General features: G+C 61.2%; 13 protein-coding genes. 8 read left to right on the top strand and 5 right to left on the bottom strand.

The annotated features are described in order from the left end of the window. The first annotated feature begins 31 nt into the window (after window positions 1-31). From ICY20_RS27815 to ICY20_RS27805, 3 genes are all read left to right on the top strand, one after another. Window positions 32-664: a LysE family translocator gene (locus tag ICY20_RS27815; RefSeq protein WP_194939207.1), complete on the top strand. Its 633-nt coding sequence runs from the start codon at window positions 32-34 to the stop codon at window positions 662-664. 65 nt (window positions 665-729) lie between these two features. After that, window positions 730-1,788: a diguanylate cyclase gene (locus ICY20_RS27810; RefSeq protein ID WP_159963223.1), complete on the top strand. Its 1,059-nt coding sequence runs from the start codon at window positions 730-732 to the stop codon at window positions 1,786-1,788. A gap of 48 nt (window positions 1,789-1,836) precedes the next feature. Then, window positions 1,837-3,066: a M20/M25/M40 family metallo-hydrolase gene (locus ICY20_RS27805; protein WP_194939206.1), complete on the top strand. Its 1,230-nt coding sequence runs from the start codon at window positions 1,837-1,839 to the stop codon at window positions 3,064-3,066. 418 nt (window positions 3,067-3,484) lie between these two features. Here ICY20_RS27805 and ICY20_RS27800 read toward each other — a convergent pair whose 3' ends face one another. Together ICY20_RS27800 and ICY20_RS27795 are read right to left on the bottom strand one after the other, a co-directional pair. Next, a complete protein-coding gene (locus tag ICY20_RS27800; RefSeq protein WP_194939205.1) occupies window positions 3,485-6,568 on the bottom strand; it encodes an efflux RND transporter permease subunit in 3,084 nt (1,027 codons plus the stop codon). 2 nt (window positions 6,569-6,570) lie between these two features. Beyond that, on the bottom strand, window positions 6,571-7,677 hold the full coding sequence (locus tag ICY20_RS27795; protein ID WP_194939204.1) for an efflux RND transporter periplasmic adaptor subunit: 1,107 nt from the start codon (window positions 7,675-7,677) through the stop codon (window positions 6,571-6,573). Between the two features lie 459 nt (window positions 7,678-8,136). Here ICY20_RS27795 and ICY20_RS27790 point away from each other — a divergent pair, with 459 nt between their 5' ends. Further along, window positions 8,137-10,077 (top strand): TonB-dependent receptor domain-containing protein, encoded by a 1,941-nt coding sequence (locus ICY20_RS27790; RefSeq protein ID WP_194939203.1) that lies wholly within the window; start codon window positions 8,137-8,139, stop codon window positions 10,075-10,077. On the opposite strand, the gene ICY20_RS27785 is transcribed toward ICY20_RS27790, so the two are convergent. Further along, window positions 10,074-11,393, bottom strand: coding sequence for an ATP-binding protein (locus ICY20_RS27785; RefSeq protein WP_194939212.1), 1,320 nt, complete (start codon window positions 11,391-11,393; stop codon window positions 10,074-10,076). The genes ICY20_RS27790 and ICY20_RS27785 overlap by 4 nt on opposite strands. Before the next feature lie 20 nt (window positions 11,394-11,413). After that, window positions 11,414-12,157: a response regulator transcription factor gene (locus ICY20_RS27780; RefSeq protein ID WP_194939202.1), complete on the bottom strand. Its 744-nt coding sequence runs from the start codon at window positions 12,155-12,157 to the stop codon at window positions 11,414-11,416. A gap of 179 nt (window positions 12,158-12,336) precedes the next feature. Between ICY20_RS27780 and ICY20_RS27775 the strand changes: the two genes are divergently transcribed. Beyond that, window positions 12,337-13,203, top strand: coding sequence for a pirin family protein (locus ICY20_RS27775; protein ID WP_194939201.1), 867 nt, complete (start codon window positions 12,337-12,339; stop codon window positions 13,201-13,203). 168 nt (window positions 13,204-13,371) lie between these two features. After that, complete coding sequence (locus ICY20_RS27770) at window positions 13,372-14,817, top strand: mechanosensitive ion channel family protein (protein WP_194939200.1); 1,446 nt, start codon at window positions 13,372-13,374, stop codon at window positions 14,815-14,817. Between the two features lie 35 nt (window positions 14,818-14,852). Here the strand turns inward: ICY20_RS27770 and ICY20_RS27765 are convergent, their stop codons facing one another. Further along, window positions 14,853-15,551 (bottom strand): SDR family oxidoreductase, encoded by a 699-nt coding sequence (locus ICY20_RS27765; RefSeq protein ID WP_194939199.1) that lies wholly within the window; start codon window positions 15,549-15,551, stop codon window positions 14,853-14,855. A gap of 106 nt (window positions 15,552-15,657) precedes the next feature. Between ICY20_RS27765 and ICY20_RS27760 the strand changes: the two genes are divergently transcribed. Then, entirely contained in the window at window positions 15,658-16,092 is a 435-nt protein-coding gene (locus tag ICY20_RS27760; protein WP_194939198.1) for a winged helix-turn-helix transcriptional regulator, read from the top strand. Window positions 16,093-16,145: 53 nt separating this feature from the next. Further along, window positions 16,146-17,834 carry a phospholipase D-like domain-containing protein gene (locus tag ICY20_RS27755; RefSeq protein ID WP_159963021.1) on the top strand — a complete coding sequence of 563 codons (1,689 nt, stop codon included), beginning with the start codon at window positions 16,146-16,148 and terminating at the stop codon, window positions 17,832-17,834. Window positions 17,835-18,256 lie beyond the last annotated feature (422 nt).

Here is an 18,256-nt window from a genome sequence, read left to right as displayed (position 1 = left end):
ACTGCAGGCTCTTCTCCCAAGGCTTGTGCCCATGACCAGCGCGCTGACGCTTTCTTCGTTCCTGTACTTCCTGCTGTTTTGCACCACCATCACCTTCAGCCCTGGCCCGATGACCTTGCTGCTATTGAGCCTCGGCCTCAAGGACGGCCTGCGCCGGTCGATCCCGGCGCAGGTGGGCGCCAGCGTGTCGTACCTGATTTCGATCCTGATCTTTGCCGTGGGCTTCTCGGAATTGATCAAGGGCAACATTGCCATTACCCAGGGCATCCAGTTGGTCGGGGTGGCCTACATCCTCTACCTGGCCTACAAACAGTGGACCAGCAGCGGCGTGTCGATCGACAAGGGCGCAGGTGTGGAGGGCGCGCGCAGCCTGTTTGGCAAGGGCTTTTTGACCGGGTTTTCCAACCCCAAGGCCATTATTATGTTCAGCGCGGTGTTCCCGCAGTTTGCTGGGGCAGGGGAGCACACTTCATCGGTGGATATCGCCATTCTTGGGCTGACCTTCCTGCTGCTGCAATTTGCCAGTGGCTGCCTGTATTGCTATTTCGGCCAGCGTATCAAGCATGTACTGGAAAACCCCCAGCGGCGGGTGCTGTTGCAGCGTGCCACGGCGGTATTGCTGCTGGGGGTGGCGTTGATGCTTGCGCGGGGCTTTTCCCACTGAGTGGTAGTGGCGATTTGCCGTTGCCCTGATAGACTCCAGGCATTACTCCAGGATCACACCCGATCATGCCAGCTGCAGGAGGAAAGGGACTTCCGCTCGCTTCACGCTTGTATAAATCCCGCACCCTGGGGCTGACGCTCGGCTTCGTGTGCGTGGCGTTCGGCATGTACCCGTTGCACCCGCCGACCTGGGTGTGGGCATGGATGCTGATCAATGCGTTTGCCTGGCCCCACCTGGCCTTTCAATTGTCCCTGCGGGCGAGTAACTCACTGCGCAGTGAGCGGCGCCATCTGCTGTTCGATTCGTTCTGCGGCGGCTTCTGGGTCGGCGCCATGCACTTCAACCCGCTGCCCAGCGTGACCACTTTGTCGATGATGACCATGAACAACGTGGCCATCGGCGGCCCGCGCTTTATGCTGGCGGGTTGGGTGGCGCAGGGCTTGGGCATCGGCGTATCGCTGCTGGTCTTCACTCCGGCGTTTGTTGCGGTGACCACCCAGGCCCAGTTGTATGCGTGCCTGCCGATCCTGATGCTGTACCCGTTGGCGCTCGGCTGGATCTGCTATCGCCAGGCGGTGACCCTGGCCGGGCACAAGCGCGAATTGCTGGCCCTGAGCCGCACCGACAGCCTGTCCGGTTTGCTCAATCACGGCGCCTGGAAAGACCACCTCGAACTCGAGTTCCAACGCTGCCGCCGAGGCTCGGCGGGGGCGGCAATTGCGCTGATCGACATCGACCACTTCAAGACCATTAATGACACCTACGGCCATGTCACCGGCGATATCGTCCTGCGCCAACTGGGCAAAGTGCTGCGCCAGAACCTGCGGGCCACCGACCTTGCCGGGCGTTATGGCGGTGATGAATTCTGTGTGATCCTGCCAGACATGCCCCTCAGCCGCGCCACCGAAGTGATGGACGCCTTGCGCGACCGCTTCAACGCCGTGGCCTATACTCAAGACCCCACCTTGCGCGCCAGCCTGAGCATCGGTTTGGCGCCGTATCAACCGACCCATGCGGACTCGACAAGCTGGCTGAACGACGCCGACCTGGCCTTGTACGAGGCCAAAAGCAGTGGGCGCAACCGTGTCAGTTCGGTACAGGGGAGTTGGTTGCCGTCGATTTAGTGGGGTAGGGTGTGACGGCACCTTCCCACTAAAAACAAGGATCGGTTCATGCTTTTCAACTTCCCCCGCACCCTCCTGGCCGCCACCCTGGCTTTGACCTTCGCCGTGCCGGCCTACAGCGCCGAACCTCACAAACAGATCCAGGCCCAATCCGAGCAGTACAAAGCCGAGGCACTGAAACTGCTGGAACGCCTGGTCAATATCGACTCAGGCTCTGGCTACGGGCCGGGCCTGACCCAAGTCAGCGACATTGCCGTCGATGAGCTCAAACAGCTGGGTTTTGAGATCGAGCGCGTGCCTGATGCAGCTGCCAACAGCAGCCATGTGCTCGCCACCCTCAAGGGCACCGGCAAGGCCAAGATCTTGCTGATGGCCCATATGGACACGGTGTTCAAGGAAGGCTCCGCCGCCGAGCGCCCCTTTCACATCAAGGACGGCCGCGCCTATGGCCCCGGCGTGATGGATGACAAGGGCGGCATCGTCGCCGGCATCTACGCGCTCAAAGTCCTCAAGGACCAAGGCTTCAAGGACTACGCGCAAATCACCTTCCTGCTGGATGCCAGCGAAGAAACCGGCACCGACATCGCCTCCGACCTGATCCGCAAAACCGCCAAGGGCCACGACGTCACCCTCAACCTCGAACCCGGCCGCCCAGCCGATGGCCTGGTGGTGTGGCGCAAAGGCAGCGCCACCGCCGTGGTCGAAGTCAAAGGCAAGGCTGCCCACGCTGGCGTCGCTCCGGAGCTTGGTCGCAATGCCGCGATGGAAGCGGCGCATCAGATATTGCAACTGGGCAAGTTGGGGGATGAAGAGAAGAAAACCACCATCAACTTTACGGTGCTCAAGGCGGGTGACCGTACCAACGTGATTCCTGATCAAGCCACGGCAAAAGCGGACGTGCGTGCGGCATTGCCGGAAGAGTTTGATCGCATCGAGAAAGACCTGGCGCGAGTATCGGCCAACAAACTCATCCCGGAAACCGAGGTGAAAACCAGCCTGCAACGCGGCCTGCCGCCGATGCCACAGACGCCGGAATCAGACAAATTGGTCGCGATTGCCCAGGGGATCTACGGGGAATTGGGCCGTAAGTTGACGATTGAAGGCAGCGGTGGCGCGGCGGATGCGAGCCTGTCGGCCGGGGTGGGTACGCCAACGTTGGATGGGTTTGGGATAGTGGGTGGCAATATTCATACGCCCGAGGAATATGCCGAGGTAGAGAGCGTGGCGCCGCGGGTGTATTTGTTGAGCCGGATGATTATGGAGTTGGGTAAGCGGTGATAGGGTTGTGTGGTTTCCCCATTTGATCGTGTAACCACCGCCCCCCCTGTGGTGAGCGAGCTTGCTCGCGCTGGGCTGCGTAGCAGCCCCAAAATAGGCGATGCCGATCTACCTGAAGAAACCCATTGCCTGGAGGGGGGGGCGCTTTGCGCCCATTCTTAACAAAATCCAGTGAGCCCGTAAGGCATTGGCTTCACAGGCTTATGTATTGGTTGTTTCAAGAACAGCACACTAGAAGAAGAAAAAAAGGCCTATAAGGGCAATGTGGGAAGCGTGGGTCATCCTTGACGCCTCCCCGTAGAGGCAGCGTCGGAAAGGACCCGATCATCAAAAACACTAAGAAGAAAACCCATCTGCAATCCCTCGCACTATTAAGGCGAGGGACTTTGCAGAGGTTCTTAGGGTGAGGGAGTAGAGGTTATCCGGCGGTTACGTGGGAATTTTCGACAGGTTTCTGCGCCGTGCGCCCCAGCACCAAACTGCACAGCGCCGGCAAAAACAACAGCGTCAACACCGTACCGACCAGCACCCCGCCGATCAGCACATAGGCCAGCGATGACCAAAACACCGACAGCGTCAGCGGGATAAACGCCAAGGCCGCAGCCAGCGCAGTCAATATCACCGGCCGTGCACGGCGCACCGTGGCTTCGACAATCGCTTCGCGAATCGCCATGCCCTGTTCCTGGTTCTGACGAATCTGGTCGGTGAAGATCAGCGTGTTGCGCATCAAAATCCCGCCGATCCCGATCAGGCCCAAAATCGCATTGAACCCGAACGGCTGGTTAAACAGCAACAAGGTCGGCACCGCACCGATCAACCCCAGCGGCGCGGTAGCGAAGACCATGAACATCACGCTGAACGAGCGCACCTGGAACATGATCACCGTGAGGGTCAGCAAAATCATGATCGGGAACAGTGCGGCCAGGGCAACGTTGGCCTTGGCGCTTTCTTCTACCGGGCCGCCGATGTCGATCTGGTAACCGGCAGGCAGTGCAGCGATTAACGGTTGAAGGTCTTTGTACACGGCCATTTCCACGTCAGGCGGTTGCACGCTGTCGATAATGTCGGCGCGTACTTCCACGGTGGTTGCGCGGTTGCGACGCTTGAGGATCGGCTCCTCCATCACCGGCTGGAAGTGCCCGACCTGGGCCAACGGCACCGAAGTGCCGGCGCTGTTGGTGAGGGTCATGTTGTTAAGGTTGCCGAGGTCTTCGCGTTGACTGCCCTCAGCACGGGCCACCACCGACACGGTGCGGTTGCCTTCGCGTACTTCGGTGATCGGGTTGCCGCTGAGCAAGGCGTTGAGCTGGGACTTGACCTCGTTGGGGGTGAAACCCAACAAGCGCACGCGGTCTTGATCCAGCACCAGGCGATAGCCGCTGGTGCGCTCGCCCCAGTCGAGGAAGGCGTCCTTGGTCAGTTTGCTGGCTGCGACGACTTTGCGCACGTCTTCGGACAGGCTGCGCACGACCTCCACATTGGGCCCGCTGACGCGAAACACGACCGGGAACGGTACTGGCGGGCCAAACAGCAACTGGGTTACACGAACGCGTGCGGATGGGAATTCGCCGGCGGCAACACGCTCGCGCATCCGCACTTTCAACGCGTCACGGGCGTGGGAATCCGGCGTCTGCACGATCAACTTGGCAAACGCCGGGTCGGGCAATTCAGGGTTCAGCGACAGGAAGAAACGCGGCGCGCCACCGCCCACGTAGGTGTCGACCATGGTGGTCTGCGGCTCTTGCAGCAGCGCCTTCTCTAATTGTGCGGCCACCGCTTCGGTGCTTTTGAACGCGCTGCCCGGCGGCATATACACCTCAAGGATCAGCTCGGATCGGTCGGAGTTGGGGAAAAACTGCTTCTTCACCACCCCCATGCCCAAGCCGCACACTACAAATGCGGCCACCACCAACCCTGTTACCCACCAGCGCCTGCGCACGCAAGCTTCAACCACGCCCCGCAGTTTCTGGTAGTAACGCCCAGCGTAGATCGCGTCATGGCCGCCGGGCACCGGCTTGATCTGCGGCAGTAGTTTCACCCCCAGATACGGAGTGAACACCACGGCCACCAACCAGGAAGCAATCAGCGCAAAACCGACGATCCAGAAGATATTGCCGGCATATTCCCCGGCGCCCGAACGCGCAAACCCCACCGGCAGAAAGCCAATAATGGTCACCAACGTACCCGTCAGCATCGGCGCAGCGGTGGAGCTCCAGGCAAAGGTCGCAGCGTGAATGCGGTCGAAGCCTTCCTCAAGCTTCACCACCATCATCTCGATGGCGATGATGGCGTCGTCCACCAACAGACCCAGGGAAATAATCAGCGCACCCAGGGTAATGCGGTCAAACTCACGCCCGGTGAGCAGCATGATCACAAACACCACCGACAAGGTCAGCGGTACCGCGGCCGCTACTACCAGGCCTACGCGAAAGCCCAGGGCCAATAGGCTGATCAGCATTACAACGGCGAGGGCGACGAAGAATTTGAGCATGAATTCATTCACCGCCAGGCTGATGTTTTTCGCCTGGTCGCAGACCTTGGCGAAGTTCACGCCCAAGGGTAAATCTGCCTGTATTTTCGCTTCCTGGGCCTTGAGGCTCTTGTCCAGTTCCAGGCCGTTCCAGTGTTTTTCCATGATTACGCCGAGCATCAACGCCGGGTCGCCCTGGTGGCGGATGCGGTAGCTGGGCGGGTCTTCGTAGCCACGACTCACGGTGGCCACGTCGGCAATGCGCAGTACACGGCCGTTGACTTCCAGCGGTACGTTTTCAATCAGCGAGAGGCTGTCGAAGGCGCCGTCGATGCGGATGTAAGCGCGGGCCCCGGCGGTTTCCACAAAACCGGACGGCGCCACGGCGTTCTGTGCCGCCAGCGCCGAAAAAATCAGCTCCGGCTTGATGCCCAGCGTCGCCAGGCGCTCATAGGAAAACTCCACAAACACCCGCTGCGCCTGCTCGCCGAGGATATTGACCTTCTTCACCCCCGGCAGGTTGAGGAAACCCTGGCGCAGTTCTTCGGCCATCTGCACTTGTTGCCGGTGGGGCAGGTGCTCGGCTTCCAGCGCGTAGAGCGCGAAGTACACATCGGAATATTCATCATTGAAGAACGGCCCGATTACACCCTTGGGCAGTTTCGCGGCCTCATCGCTGAGCTTTTTGCGGGTCTGGTAGAACAGGTCCTGGATCTCGCCGGGGCGGGTGGACTCCTTGAAGGTCATGCGCATCGACACAAAACCCGGCTGGGCGATGGTCTCGACGCGGTCGTAGTAGTCGAGTTCCTGTAGGCGTTTTTCCAGGCGATCGGCCACCTGGTCCTGCATTTCCTGGGCGGTAGCGCCGGGCCAGACGGCGGTGATGGTCATGACCTTGACCGTGAATGACGGGTCTTCGGCGCGCCCCAATTTGCCGAATGAGAACACCCCGGCAGCGAGGATCGCGATGATCAGGAACAGCGTGACGGCGCGGTGTTTGACCGCCAGTTCAGAGAGGTTGATGCCGCGCATGCTCAGTGGTCCTGTTTGCGGTTGAGGGCCAGCACTTGGGCGGGCAGCAGGCGTACCGCATCACCGCTGTGCAGCAGATGGGCGCCGAGGGCAACGATGATCTTGCCGGCGCTTACGCCACTGTCGAGCAGGGCGTCTTCCTGGCCGAGGCTGGCGACTTTTACTGGGGCGAAGCTGACGGTGTCATCCGCACCGATTATCCAGACACCCGTGCCTTGCCCCGCATCGTGCAAGGCGCCGATGGGCACTCGGGTTTGTTGGGCCTGGCCGTTACCTTGCAAGCGCACAGTGATGGTGGAACCGAGGGCGAAGCGTTCGACACTGCCGTGCAAGACATAGCGAGCGCGATACGTGCGGGTGGCCGGGTCGGCGCTGGCAGACAGTTCGCGCAACGTGGCCGTCACAGCTTGGTCGGGGGCTCCGAAAGGGAAGGCCAGGGCTTTCTGCGAGGCCTGATCGCGCTGGTTTTCGGGCAGGTTGACGATGGCTTCACGGGCGCCGTCATGGGCCAGACGCGCGACGATTTGCCCTTCGGCGACCACCTGGCCGCGGTCTACCCGCACATCGGTGATGATGCCGTCGCCATCGGCCTTAAGCACGGAGTAGGTACGGCGGTTTTCGATCTGGCTGGCGTCGGATTGCGCCGCGGCAAGCTCGGCTTCGGCCACCCGCAGGTTGGTTGCCGACTGGTCAAAGATTTGCCGCGACACCGCGCCGGTGCTGGCCAGGCGTTGGTAGCGGTTTTCATCGTCACGGCGTTGACGCAGTTGGGCCTGGGCGGCGCTGACACGGTTTTTAGCCGAGCGCAGGGCCAGTTCGAAGTCGCCGATATCCAACACCAGCAAGGTGTCGCCACGGGCCACGCGTTGGCCGGGGTCGACCTTGCGTTCGATAACCTTGCCGCTGACCCGGAAGCCCAGGTCACTTTCAGTACGGGCGGCTACAACACCGGTATAGGCGCTTTTCTGAGTACCGGCGGCCTCGACCTTGGCAGCCAAGACTGGGCGCGGCGGCGGCACTTGAGCGGCGGTATCGGCCTGGCTGTTGCAGCCGCTGAGGATGATCAACAGGGCTAGCGGAGTGAGAAAGCGCAGGGGAGAGGGATTCATGGCGGGCTCCGGGGGTATTGCGAAAATTACGCTGGTAATATTTTGTTGGATATTATGATTGAAATAAAAAATAAGCCAGCCTCTTCTGTCTTGATGCTGTCCAGTCATCGGAAACGATCGGGGCCCTATGTGGGAGCTGGCTTGCCTGCGAAAGCGGTGGGTCAGTCAACTTATCTGTGGTTGATACACCGCTATCGGGGGCAAGTCGAATCGTCGCACCGCCCCTCCCACAGTTGATTCGATTCACAACCCAACAAACTCATTCGTATGTCAGGCCGCCACGGGAGCAAGCTCCCTCGCCACAGGTCCAGCAGCAATGCTCAAAGTTGTGTAGATACTTTGATCTTCATATGACGTGGGAGGCGGGGGGCTCTTGGGTGGATGTCACACTTTGTCCAGGTTATTCGAGGCTAGATGATTACGATTCTCTTTTGAGTCTTAATCCTAAGGTCCACGCCCATGCTTCCTGCTTTTCGCTTTTCACCCTTGGCGCTGCTGGTCGTCGCTAGCTTTAACGCGTATGCCGACGAGCCCGTCGCTCTGGAACTCAACGATGTAGTGGTCACGGCCGCAGGCTTTGCGCAAAGCGTGGAGGATGCGCCAGCCTCGGTGACGGTGATTGATGGCGAAGAGCTGCGACGCAAGTCCTATCGCGACCTGGGTGATGCGGTGCGTGATGTGGAAGGCGTGACGGTCAACGGTGGCGCCAACGAAACCGATATTTCCATCCGGGGCATGCCGGCTGACTACACGTTGATCATGGTCGACGGTAAACGCCAAAGCGCGCGGGAGTCGCGGGTCAACGGCAACAGTGGGTATGAGCAGAGTTTCGTGCCGCCGGCGGCGGCTATCGAGCGTATCGAGGTGGTGCGTGGGCCGATGTCCTCACTGTATGGTTCGGACGCCATCGGCGGGGTGATCAACGTGATCACCCGCAAAGTTTCGCCGACCTGGGGCGGCTCCGTTGGCTATGACTATTCGGCACGCCAGCACAGCGACCAGGGCAACGCACGCCAGACGCAGTTCTACCTCAGCGGCCCGCTCAAGGAAGACTTCCTCGGCTTGCAGGTATGGGGTCGTTACCTGGATCGCCAGGCCGATGACGACATCGAACAAACCAACGGCTTTAGCAAGGCCGACCACCGCGACCTCACCGCACGCCTGGCCTTCACCCCGACGGTCGACCACGACATCCTGCTGGAAGCGGGCGCCACGCGCCTGAAAAACGGCGACGGCATGAGCGCCAACTGGGCGACCCGTGAGCAGGAAAACAACCGCGATCACTGGTCGCTGTCCCATCAGGGCCGCTGGGGCTGGGCCACCTCGGACATCGCCCTGTCCCAGGAAACCTCCACCCGCGAAGGCAAAGCCTCGCCTGCGCAAACCGATATCTACGGGCGCAAACCCGAGATCAAAAACACTGTGTTCGACGCCAAGCTGGTGGTGCCCACCGCCCATAACGTCAGCACCGTGGGTGTGCAATGGAACAAAAGCGAGCTGACCGACTGGAACCAGGGCCTGGGCGACCGCGTCGACTATAAATTCTCGGTGGTGCAAAAAGCCCTGTTTGCCGAGAACGAGTGGTCAGTCACCGACACCTTCGCCCTCACCACCGGCCTGCGTCTGGACGAGCACGAAGAATACGGCGCCCACATCAGCCCACGCCTCTACGGCGTGTGGCGCACCACCGATCAATGGACGCTCAAAGGCGGCATCGCCCGTGGCTTCAAGGCCCCGGAACTGCGCGCTGTGGTCGAAGACTACGCTTACCTGCGCCGCAACCGCTTCGTGATGTTCGGCAACCCCGACCTCAAACCCGAGACCAGCACCAACTACGAGGTGTCGGCACTGTGGAGCAACCGCGACAACCTGTCCGGCGGCGTGACGCTGTTCTACAACGACTTCCAGGACAAGCTCTCCACCGTCACCACCGACCGCATGTGGAACGGCTACACGGTGATGGAGCGGGTCAACGTCGACAAGGCGATCATCCAGGGCGTCGAGCTCAACGGCCAGTGGGACGTCAGCGACAGCGTGCTGCTCAAGGCCAACTACACCTACACCGATTCGGAGCAAAAAAGTGGTGCCAACAAGGGCGCGCCGTTGGCACTCACGCCTGAGCAAAAAGCCAATGTGCGCACTGAATGGAGCATTAACGATCGCACCCAAGCGTGGGCATCCCTGAGCTACTACGGTGAAGAAACCGGCAACACCATCACCACCGACGAACCCGCGCCGGGCTACACCACCGCTGACCTGGGTGGCTCGTTTGACGTGACCGATTCGCTCACCCTCAACGCCTCCCTCAACAACCTCACCGACAAACGCCTGGACGATGAAACCTACGGCACGGTGAACTACGGTCGCACGCTCTGGATGGGCGCCACGCTCAACTTCTAAAGGGCTGCGGGCAATCGCACCACCGCGCACAGGCCGGCCGGTGGGCGGTTCTCCAGCACCAACTCGCCGCCATGGGCTTGGATGCACGAGCGTGCAATCGCTAGGCCCAGCCCCACGCCACCATCGTTGACACCCCGTTGCACGAAGGGCTCGAAGACCTTGGTCAGCCAGTCTGAGGGCAGGCCTTGGCCGTGGTCGAGGATCTCGACCCGCAGCCAGCCATCATCCTCACGCGTCAGGCTCAGATGAGCATCGCCGCCATGGTGCAGGGCGTTGTCGATCAGGTTGGTGAGCGCGCGCTTTAGCGCCAGTGGGCGGCAGGTCAGCAGCAGTGTCGCTGTGCCGAACCAGGTCAGCGGTTGTTGCAGGCGTTGATAACGCTTGGCCAGATCATCCAAAAGCCCGCTCAGGGACAACGTTGTGGTGGGCTCTTGCACGGCGTCATCGCGTACGAAGTTCAAGGTTTCGCGCACCATGGCGCTCAATTCGGCAAGGCTTTCGAGCATGTCATCGCGGGCCTCGCTCGCCTCCAGCAACTCCACTTGCAGGCGCAGTTCGGTGATGGGCGTATTCAAATCATGGCTGACAGCGGCGAGCATGCGCGTGCGGCCTTCGACATGCCGGGCCAGGTTGGCTTGCATGGTGTTGAAGGCGGCGGTGAGGTCGCGGGCTTCCTTAGGGCCGGTTTCGGGCAGTGGGGCGATCCATTCCCCACGGCTGACGCGCTCGGTGGCCTGGGCCAGGGTTTTCACCGGGCGCACCACGCGGGCGATAAAAAACATCACGATCAGCAGCACCGGCAGCGTCGTCACCGGCAGGCTGTAGGCCAATACGCGGCCCCATTCGTAGGCGCCGGCAGGGTATTGCACGGCGTTCAAGAAGGTACCGTTGGGCAGTGCGACGCTGCTGCGCAGACGCAATGGCGCCCAGCCGGCGGGGCTGAACACATGGGTGCGGGCATTCGCGCCGCTCACGCGCTCCAGTTGCATGCCGATGGCGTCAGCGTTATCCAATTGCAATTGGCTGCGCAGTTCGTTGGCCAGGCGTTGTTCTTCAGGGCGCTGCTCAAACGGTGCGACTTCGGGTGTGGAGGCGATCCAGAAACGGGTGTCGCCGGTGCCCATTGCGGCCAGCAGGTGCGCGGTTTCATCACTAGGCAAGTCAATCGCGGTGTGGTGCGCAATGCTCAGGCGCTCCAGGCTGAAACTGCGGGACAACGGGTGGATCAGGCTGCCAGTGCGTTGCAGCAACAGCATGGCAATAGCGTTGGCGGCGAGCAGTGCCAGTAGCAACAACAGGCTCAATTGCCGCGCCAGCGTGCGCGGCCACAGCCGGCTTAGGGCGCGCATTCACTGACCTCGGCGGCCAGCAGGTAGCCGCCGCCCCAGATGGTGCGCAGCAGGTCTTGCGTTTCATCGCCTTGGGCCAGTTTGCGGCGCAGGCGGCTGACCTGGCGGTCGATGGCGCGGTCGCTCACATCGCTGTCGGCGGCGGCGGTCAGGTCGATCAGCCGCTCGCGCGGCAGCAGGCTGCTGGGGTGTTTGAGGAACACTTGCAGCAAACGGCTTTCGGCGGTGCTGAGTTGGATAGCGGGTGTGGCTTCGCGCGTTAGCAGGGCGCTGGCAACGCTGAAGTGCCAGCCGGAAAATCGGTATGCACGCACGCCAGTAGCAGGCGCGGCGGGCCCGGTGTTGCGGCCCTGGCGGCGCAGTACGCTGTTGATTCGTGCGACCAACTCACGGGGTTCGAAGGGCTTGGTGACGTAATCGTCAGCGCCCAGGTCGAGCCCGCGAATACGGTCGGCGGCGGCGTCGCGGGCGGTCAACAGGATCACCGGGGTGTTGCTGCGCCGATGCAACTGGCTGCACAGCTCAAAGCCATCGCCATCCGGCAGCAGCACATCCAGCACCACCACATCGAACGCCTGGGTCTTGAGCAATTGCCACATGCCGGCCGCGTCTTCGGCGGTGCGTACCTCGAAGGTGTGGCGCCGCAGGTAGGTGGCTAAGGGTTCGCGGATTTTGCGGTGGTCATCTACCACCAGCACGCGCGGTGCGACAGTTGCTGCGGCAAACGGCATTGCAGCCCTCGGAGGTTGAGCGGGAGAGAGTGGATATTACTACGAGTCATTATCATTAACGTGATTTTTATGGCGATGAGCCGGTATGCCGTCCCATCAGTAGGACACTCAAGGCTGTTTTTGCCGTCTAGCGCGTGATTACTGTCGGATTTAAGGTGTATGCACTTTGGAGGGTCACCATGAAAAAACTCATCGGCATTTACACCAGCCCACGCGGCCATTGGGTCGGCGACGGTTTCCCGGTGCGCACGTTGTTTTCCTACGACAACCTGGGCAAACACATCAGCCCATTTTTACTGCTGGACCACGCCGGCCCTGCCGATTTCACCTCTACCGAGCAACGGCGCGGCGTCGGCCAACACCCCCATCGCGGCTTTGAAACCGTGACCATCGTCTACGACGGCGAAGTCGAACACCGCGATTCCACCGGCGGCGGTGGCATCATCGGCCCGGGCGACGTGCAATGGATGACCGCTGCCCGCGGCATCATCCACGAAGAATTCCACTCCGAAGCCTTCGCCCGTAAAGGCGGCCCGTTGGAGATGGTGCAGTTGTGGGTCAACCTGCCGGCGAAGGACAAAATGGCCGACGCGGGCTACCAGACGATTGTCGACGGTGATATCCCGGTACTGCCGTTGGCCGACGACGCTGGGCATCTTCGGTTGATTGCCGGTGAGTTCGCTGGCGAAAAAGGCCCGGCCCACACCTTTACGCCGATTGACGTGTGGGATCTGCGCCTGAACGCCGGCAAGCCAGTGACCCTCGACCTGCACGGCGGGCGCAACACCGCCCTGGTGATCCTGCGCGGCACCGTGCTGATCAACGGCGATCAAGTCGCCCGCCAAGGCGACCTGGCCCTGTTCGAACGCGACGGCAGCCAGTTGACGCTGGAGTCCAACGACGACGCCAAGGTGCTGCTGCTCAGCGGCGAGCCGATTGACGAACCGATCGTGGGGCATGGCCCGTTTGTGATGAATACCGAGCAGGAAATTCATCAGGCGTTTGAGGATTTTCATTCGGGCAGGTTCGGCCAGATGCAGGATTAACTGATCACCGCCAAACCCCTGTGGGAGCTGGCTTGCCTGCGATAGCATCACCCCGGCGTAACTGACACACCGAGGTGCCTGCATCGCAGGCAAGCCAGCTCCCACATTTAGTTTTCCAGCGCTCCCATTTCATGCGATCTTCACGCCATTCGCCCTGGAGTCGCCTGGATGCCGTCATTTATCTCCGATCACCCGATGCTCTGCGCCCTGGCGCTGATCCTCATCGACATCGCCGTCTGGCGCCTTATCTCGGCCAACCTCGCCAACTGGAAACTTGTCGCACGCCTGGTGATCTTCGCGGTGTTCAGCGCCGTGCTGTTCAACGACGGCATGAACCCCATGCTGGTCCCTCCGTATGCCGACAACACCGCCTTGCACATGGCCGCCACGGCGTTGCAGATCGGCTGGTGGCTGTTTGCGGCACGCACGCTGACGGTGTTGCTCGGCGCGTTGATGATGCAGCGGGTCGGCCATACTGGGCGGCTGTTGCAGGATTTGCTGGGCGCGGTGATTTTCCTGATTGCGATCATCGCTGCGCTGGCCTACGTGCTCGACCTGCCAGTGAAGGGCGTGCTTGCCACCTCCGGCGCGGTAGCGATCATCGTCGGCCTGGCGTTGCAAAGCACCTTGAGCGATGTGTTTTCCGGGATCGTGCTCAACACCACCAAGCCTTATCAGCTCGATGACTGGATCTCCATCGACGGCACCGAAGGCCGGGTCACCGATATCGATTGGCGTGCCACGCGCCTGCAAACCTCCCAGGGCAGCATGGCGGTCATCCCTAACTCCCTGGCGGCCAAAGCCAAGATCATCAATTTTTCGCGTCCAGCGGATATGTTCGGGTTGGCGGTCAGCTTGCAAGTAAGCCCCCATGCACGCCCGCAAACGGTGATTGAAGCGCTGGAACGGGCGATGCAGGGTTGCCGACAACTGCTGTCCACCCCGTCGCCGAGCGTGGCGTTCAAAACGTGCGTGAGTGGTGGCGTGGAGTACGAAATCAGCGGTTTTGTGCCGGCCATGGCGCTCAAGCGTGAAGTGCGCAACCAGCTTTACGACTTGGCCTTCCGCCATTTGCAAGCGGCGGGGGTGAGCCTGTTGTCGGCCACCGAAAACAGTGTTGCACCGGTAATGTCGGCGGCGCGGGCCTTGCTGGAGCGCTCGTCGATCTTCTCCACCCTACGCCAGGACGAAAAAGAAACCTTCAGCCAGAACATGACCCTGCACACCTACCGCAGCGGCGAGGTGATTTTGCCCGCCGGGGAAGTCAGCGATCACTTGTTCATTATTGAGTCCGGCGTGGTCTCGGTGATGTTGACCAAGGGCGGCCACAAGTTCGAGGCCGGGCGCATGGGGCCGGGTGAGGTGATTGGCGAGGCGGGCATCTTGTCTGATCAGGCCGCACTGGCGGACTTTTCGGCGAAGACGTTTTGCACCCTTTACCGCATCGAAAAGGAATACCTCAAGCCTTGCCTGGATGCCCGACATGACATAGGCGAGGCGATGAAGGCGTTGCTGGACTTGCGTCTGCACGCCGCGCAAGCCTTGACCCAGGACGCACCGGTGGTGCCGGTCAAGAAGGGCTTCCTGCACTGGTTGCGCAAGCGCGGGTTGTAGCCGACCCCGGCGCCTGCGCCCGCAGGTGCTGTTGATCAGCTGTTGAGGTACACCGCGCTGTCGGTGGACAGCGAGGCTTTGACCGCCAGGGTCATGTCGGTGATCAGCACTTCTTCGCGGTCTTCGCTCAGGGCTTTCAGAGTGATCGCAACCACGTCCTCGGGCGTGCTTTTCGGCGCCTGTACCTCGGCCACCATGTCGGTGTCGATGTAGGCCGGGTGCACGCCGATCACCAGGGTGTTTTGCTCACGCAACTCACCGCGCAGGCCGTTGGTCAGCGCCCACTGGGCGGACTTGGACGTGCTGTAGCCACCGGTGCCCGGCGGGCTCAGCCAGCTCAATACCGACAGCACATTGATCAGCGCACCGCCGCCTTGCTTGGCCAGAATCGGCGCAAAGGCGCGGCTGACGCGCAGGGTGCCGAAGGTGTTGACGTCAAAGTGCTGTTGCAGGTTCTCGACACTGTCTTGCGCCAGCAGCGAGCCGTATTTCAGAAACCCTGCGTTGTTGATCACCACGCTCACATCCGTGCATTGCTCGGCGGCGCGCTGCACGCTGGCTTGGTCGGTGATGTCGAGGGCAATCGGCGTGCTGCCGGGGATGTTCACGCTGCTGGGGTCGCGCGCGCCGGCATAGACCTTGGCCGCGCCCCCTTGCAGCAGTGCGCTGACGAAAGCTTTGCCCAGGCCGCGATTGGCGCCGGTCACCAGTACCACTTTTCCACGAATATCCATGCTCAACTCCAGGCGACGAATTAGGTTTAATGATGAAACTGTTTTTATCCTCTGCTTGTTGGTCCTATAATGCAACCTAAATTTACGCCTGCCTGGAGGGCCGACGATGAAACGCAAATGCCTTGAAGGCGATGGCTGCCCGGTGGCCCGTGCCCTGGATGTAGTGGGTGATTGGTGGACGTTGTTGATCATCCGCGATGCGTTCGCCGGGGTGACGCGCTTTGGGGATTTCCAGAAGCACCTGGGCGTGGCGAAAAACATTCTTGCCACGCGCCTCAAGGACATGGTCGAGCAAGGCTTGTTGCGAACCAGCGAGGTTGGCGCACGCAGCGAATATCAGCTCACCGACAAGGGCCGCGCACTGATGCCGGTGCTGGTGACCCTGGCGCAGTGGGGCCAAGCCTTCACCGAGCCTGAGCATGTCGGCACCCAAGTGCTGGATGCGCGCTCGCTCAAGCCGCTGCGCAAGGTCGAGATTCTTGCCGAGGATGGGCGCGTATTGGGTATCGAAGATATCGTGACCCAGGCGCCACTGGCTTGATGCGGCGCACGCGCTAGACTCTAAGCATCGTCTCCCTAGGGAAGGGATATCGCTTGAGCGCCGACTTCGAGAGCAAGACCACGTTCCAGGGGCTGACCTTCAAGCTGTATCGAGGCGAGGGCGCTGCACTGCTGGCGTTTGATTTGGCACCCGACCTGGCCACCACCGATTTTGTCGGCTTCAGCATCGAGGTGCGCTACCCCGGTGCCACGCATTGGGGGGTGCTGCACAATCGCCTGCACTTCGACTACCCGCCCACTCCGGAGCGGCCGCGCACGTTTCCCTCTACCGAAGCGCCGTTCCAGAAATTCCGCTGGATCCACGTGCCCAGTGAGATTCTGCCGGGTCTTTATCGCTACCGTGTCACCGCCTGCTACATGGGCGCCGATGGGACGCTGCGCAAGGGCGCGGGCGTGGAAGGGCAGGTGTGCCTTGAGGCGCAAACCATCAGCGATTTTGTGAACATTGGTTTTACTCGGGGCTTCGCGTCGTCCCAGGCCTATGGGGATCGTTTCGACAATGAAACACGCATCCTGCCGCCGGCGGGTTCGCCGCCCAGTGCCTATCTGGCATTGGACATGGCGCCATTCGAGCGCAATTACCAATGGTTGGGCTTTGAAGCGCGGCAATTGATCCTGCAGGTGCTCGACCAAGTAGCGAATGACCCTGAATTGACCCTTGATGCACTGATCTACGAAAGCAAGGAGCCAAGCATCCTGCGCCGCCTGGAGCAACTCGGCCCGCGCCTGCGTGCGATCATCGATGACCATGGCGACCAGGGCGCTGCCGACAGCTGCGAAAGCCTCAGTGCCGCCCGCTTGAGCACGGCCGGTGCGCAGGTCAAGCGCTTGCATTTCTCCAGTCAGCAGCACAACAAAGTGCTGATTGTGCGCCGCGCGGGCAGGGCGATCCGCGTGCTGGGCGGCTCCACCAACTTTGCCCTGCGTGGCTTGTACGTGCAGGCCAATAACGTGCTGTTGTTTGACGACGAAACCGTAGCGGGCAAGTTTGCCGAAGTGTTTGATGCCTACTGGCTGTCGCCCACGACCTTTCGCAAGAGCCCGCTCTCGCAACAGTGGTGGGTGGTGCGTGATCAGCCGGGCTCCAAGGTGTCGCTGTGTTTTGCGCCCCATGCCGACAGTGCGCTGCCCCTGGACCCCATCGCCACCAGCATCGAGAACGCCACCAGCTCGGTGCTGTACTCCATCGTGTTTCTCAACCTGATCAACGGCAAAGTACGCACGGCGTTGGATGAGTTGATGCAGCGTTCTCTGTTCTCCTACGGCGTGGCCCAGCGCACCGGCAAGTTGGCGGTACGCAAGCCCGATGGTTCGGTGGGGCTGTTGCCGTTCGCGTACTTGTCGAGTAACGCGCCGGCACCGTTCAAGTCGGAGTGGTCGGGCAATGCCGGGAACATGGTGCACAACAAGTTTGTGGTGACCGACTTCAACGGCGCCAACCCGACGGTGTACACCGGCTCATCCAACCTGGCGGGCGGCGCGGAAAAAAACAACGGCGACCACCTTATACGCATCGAAGACCGCAAGATTGCCGTGGTGTATGCCATCGAGGCGTTGCGCCTGTTTGATCACTTCCACTTTCGCGTCAATGCCAGCCGCCCCGGCGCGCTGCACACCTTGCGCCTGGCCAAACCACCGGCAGCCGGGGAGAAAACCTGGTTCGACGCCTACTACCGTCCCGGCCATGTAAAAGCACGGGACCGAGAGTTGTTCGTCAAGTAATGGATGAACTCGGTTCAAAAGGTGGGGGCTTGTGTGGGAGCCGGGCTTGCTCGCGAAGGCGGTGTGTCAGTCGATACAAATGCAGGCTGACCCACCGCTATCGCAGGCAAGCCAGCTCCCACATTTTGATTTGTGCCGGGCTCGGGAAATGAGAGCGTCGCCGATACCCTGTGGGAGCGGGCTTGCTCGCGAAGGCGGTGTGTCAGTCGATGCAAATGCTGATTGACCCACCGCTTTCGCAGGCAAGCCAGCTCCCACATTTGGATTTGTGCCAGGCCTGAGAAGGGAGGGCACCGCCGCTCCCACACAAACCAGCTCCCATATTTGATCCGATTTAACCCCGTCTCAACCAGTGAGGGGCATTTTCTTCAATACCTCCCACCCGGTTGCCCTTTACCGTGGCCTCATCGTCACTCGTTCAA

Origin of the sequence: Pseudomonas pisciculturae (assembly GCF_015461805.1) — a bacterium.
Classification (GTDB): domain Bacteria; phylum Pseudomonadota; class Gammaproteobacteria; order Pseudomonadales; family Pseudomonadaceae; genus Aquipseudomonas; species Aquipseudomonas pisciculturae.
This window is presented reverse-complemented; position numbering and strand designations above follow the sequence as displayed.

Excerpts from the sequence above, each read along its gene's own strand:
- ICY20_RS27815 (WP_194939207.1), top strand. The coding sequence starts at position 32 with ATGACCAGCGCGCTGACGCTTTCTTCGTTCCTGTACTTCCTGCTGTTT.
- ICY20_RS27810 (WP_159963223.1), top strand. The coding sequence starts at position 730 with ATGCCAGCTGCAGGAGGAAAGGGACTTCCGCTCGCTTCACGCTTGTAT.
- ICY20_RS27805 (WP_194939206.1), top strand. The coding sequence starts at position 1,837 with ATGCTTTTCAACTTCCCCCGCACCCTCCTGGCCGCCACCCTGGCTTTG.
- ICY20_RS27800 (WP_194939205.1), bottom strand. The coding sequence starts at position 6,568 with ATGCGCGGCATCAACCTCTCTGAACTGGCGGTCAAACACCGCGCCGTC.
- ICY20_RS27795 (WP_194939204.1), bottom strand. The coding sequence starts at position 7,677 with ATGAATCCCTCTCCCCTGCGCTTTCTCACTCCGCTAGCCCTGTTGATC.
- ICY20_RS27790 (WP_194939203.1), top strand. The coding sequence starts at position 8,137 with ATGCTTCCTGCTTTTCGCTTTTCACCCTTGGCGCTGCTGGTCGTCGCT.
- ICY20_RS27780 (WP_194939202.1), bottom strand. The coding sequence starts at position 12,157 with ATGCCGTTTGCCGCAGCAACTGTCGCACCGCGCGTGCTGGTGGTAGAT.
- ICY20_RS27775 (WP_194939201.1), top strand. The coding sequence starts at position 12,337 with ATGAAAAAACTCATCGGCATTTACACCAGCCCACGCGGCCATTGGGTC.
- ICY20_RS27770 (WP_194939200.1), top strand. The coding sequence starts at position 13,372 with ATGCCGTCATTTATCTCCGATCACCCGATGCTCTGCGCCCTGGCGCTG.
- ICY20_RS27765 (WP_194939199.1), bottom strand. The coding sequence starts at position 15,551 with ATGGATATTCGTGGAAAAGTGGTACTGGTGACCGGCGCCAATCGCGGC.
- ICY20_RS27760 (WP_194939198.1), top strand. The coding sequence starts at position 15,658 with ATGAAACGCAAATGCCTTGAAGGCGATGGCTGCCCGGTGGCCCGTGCC.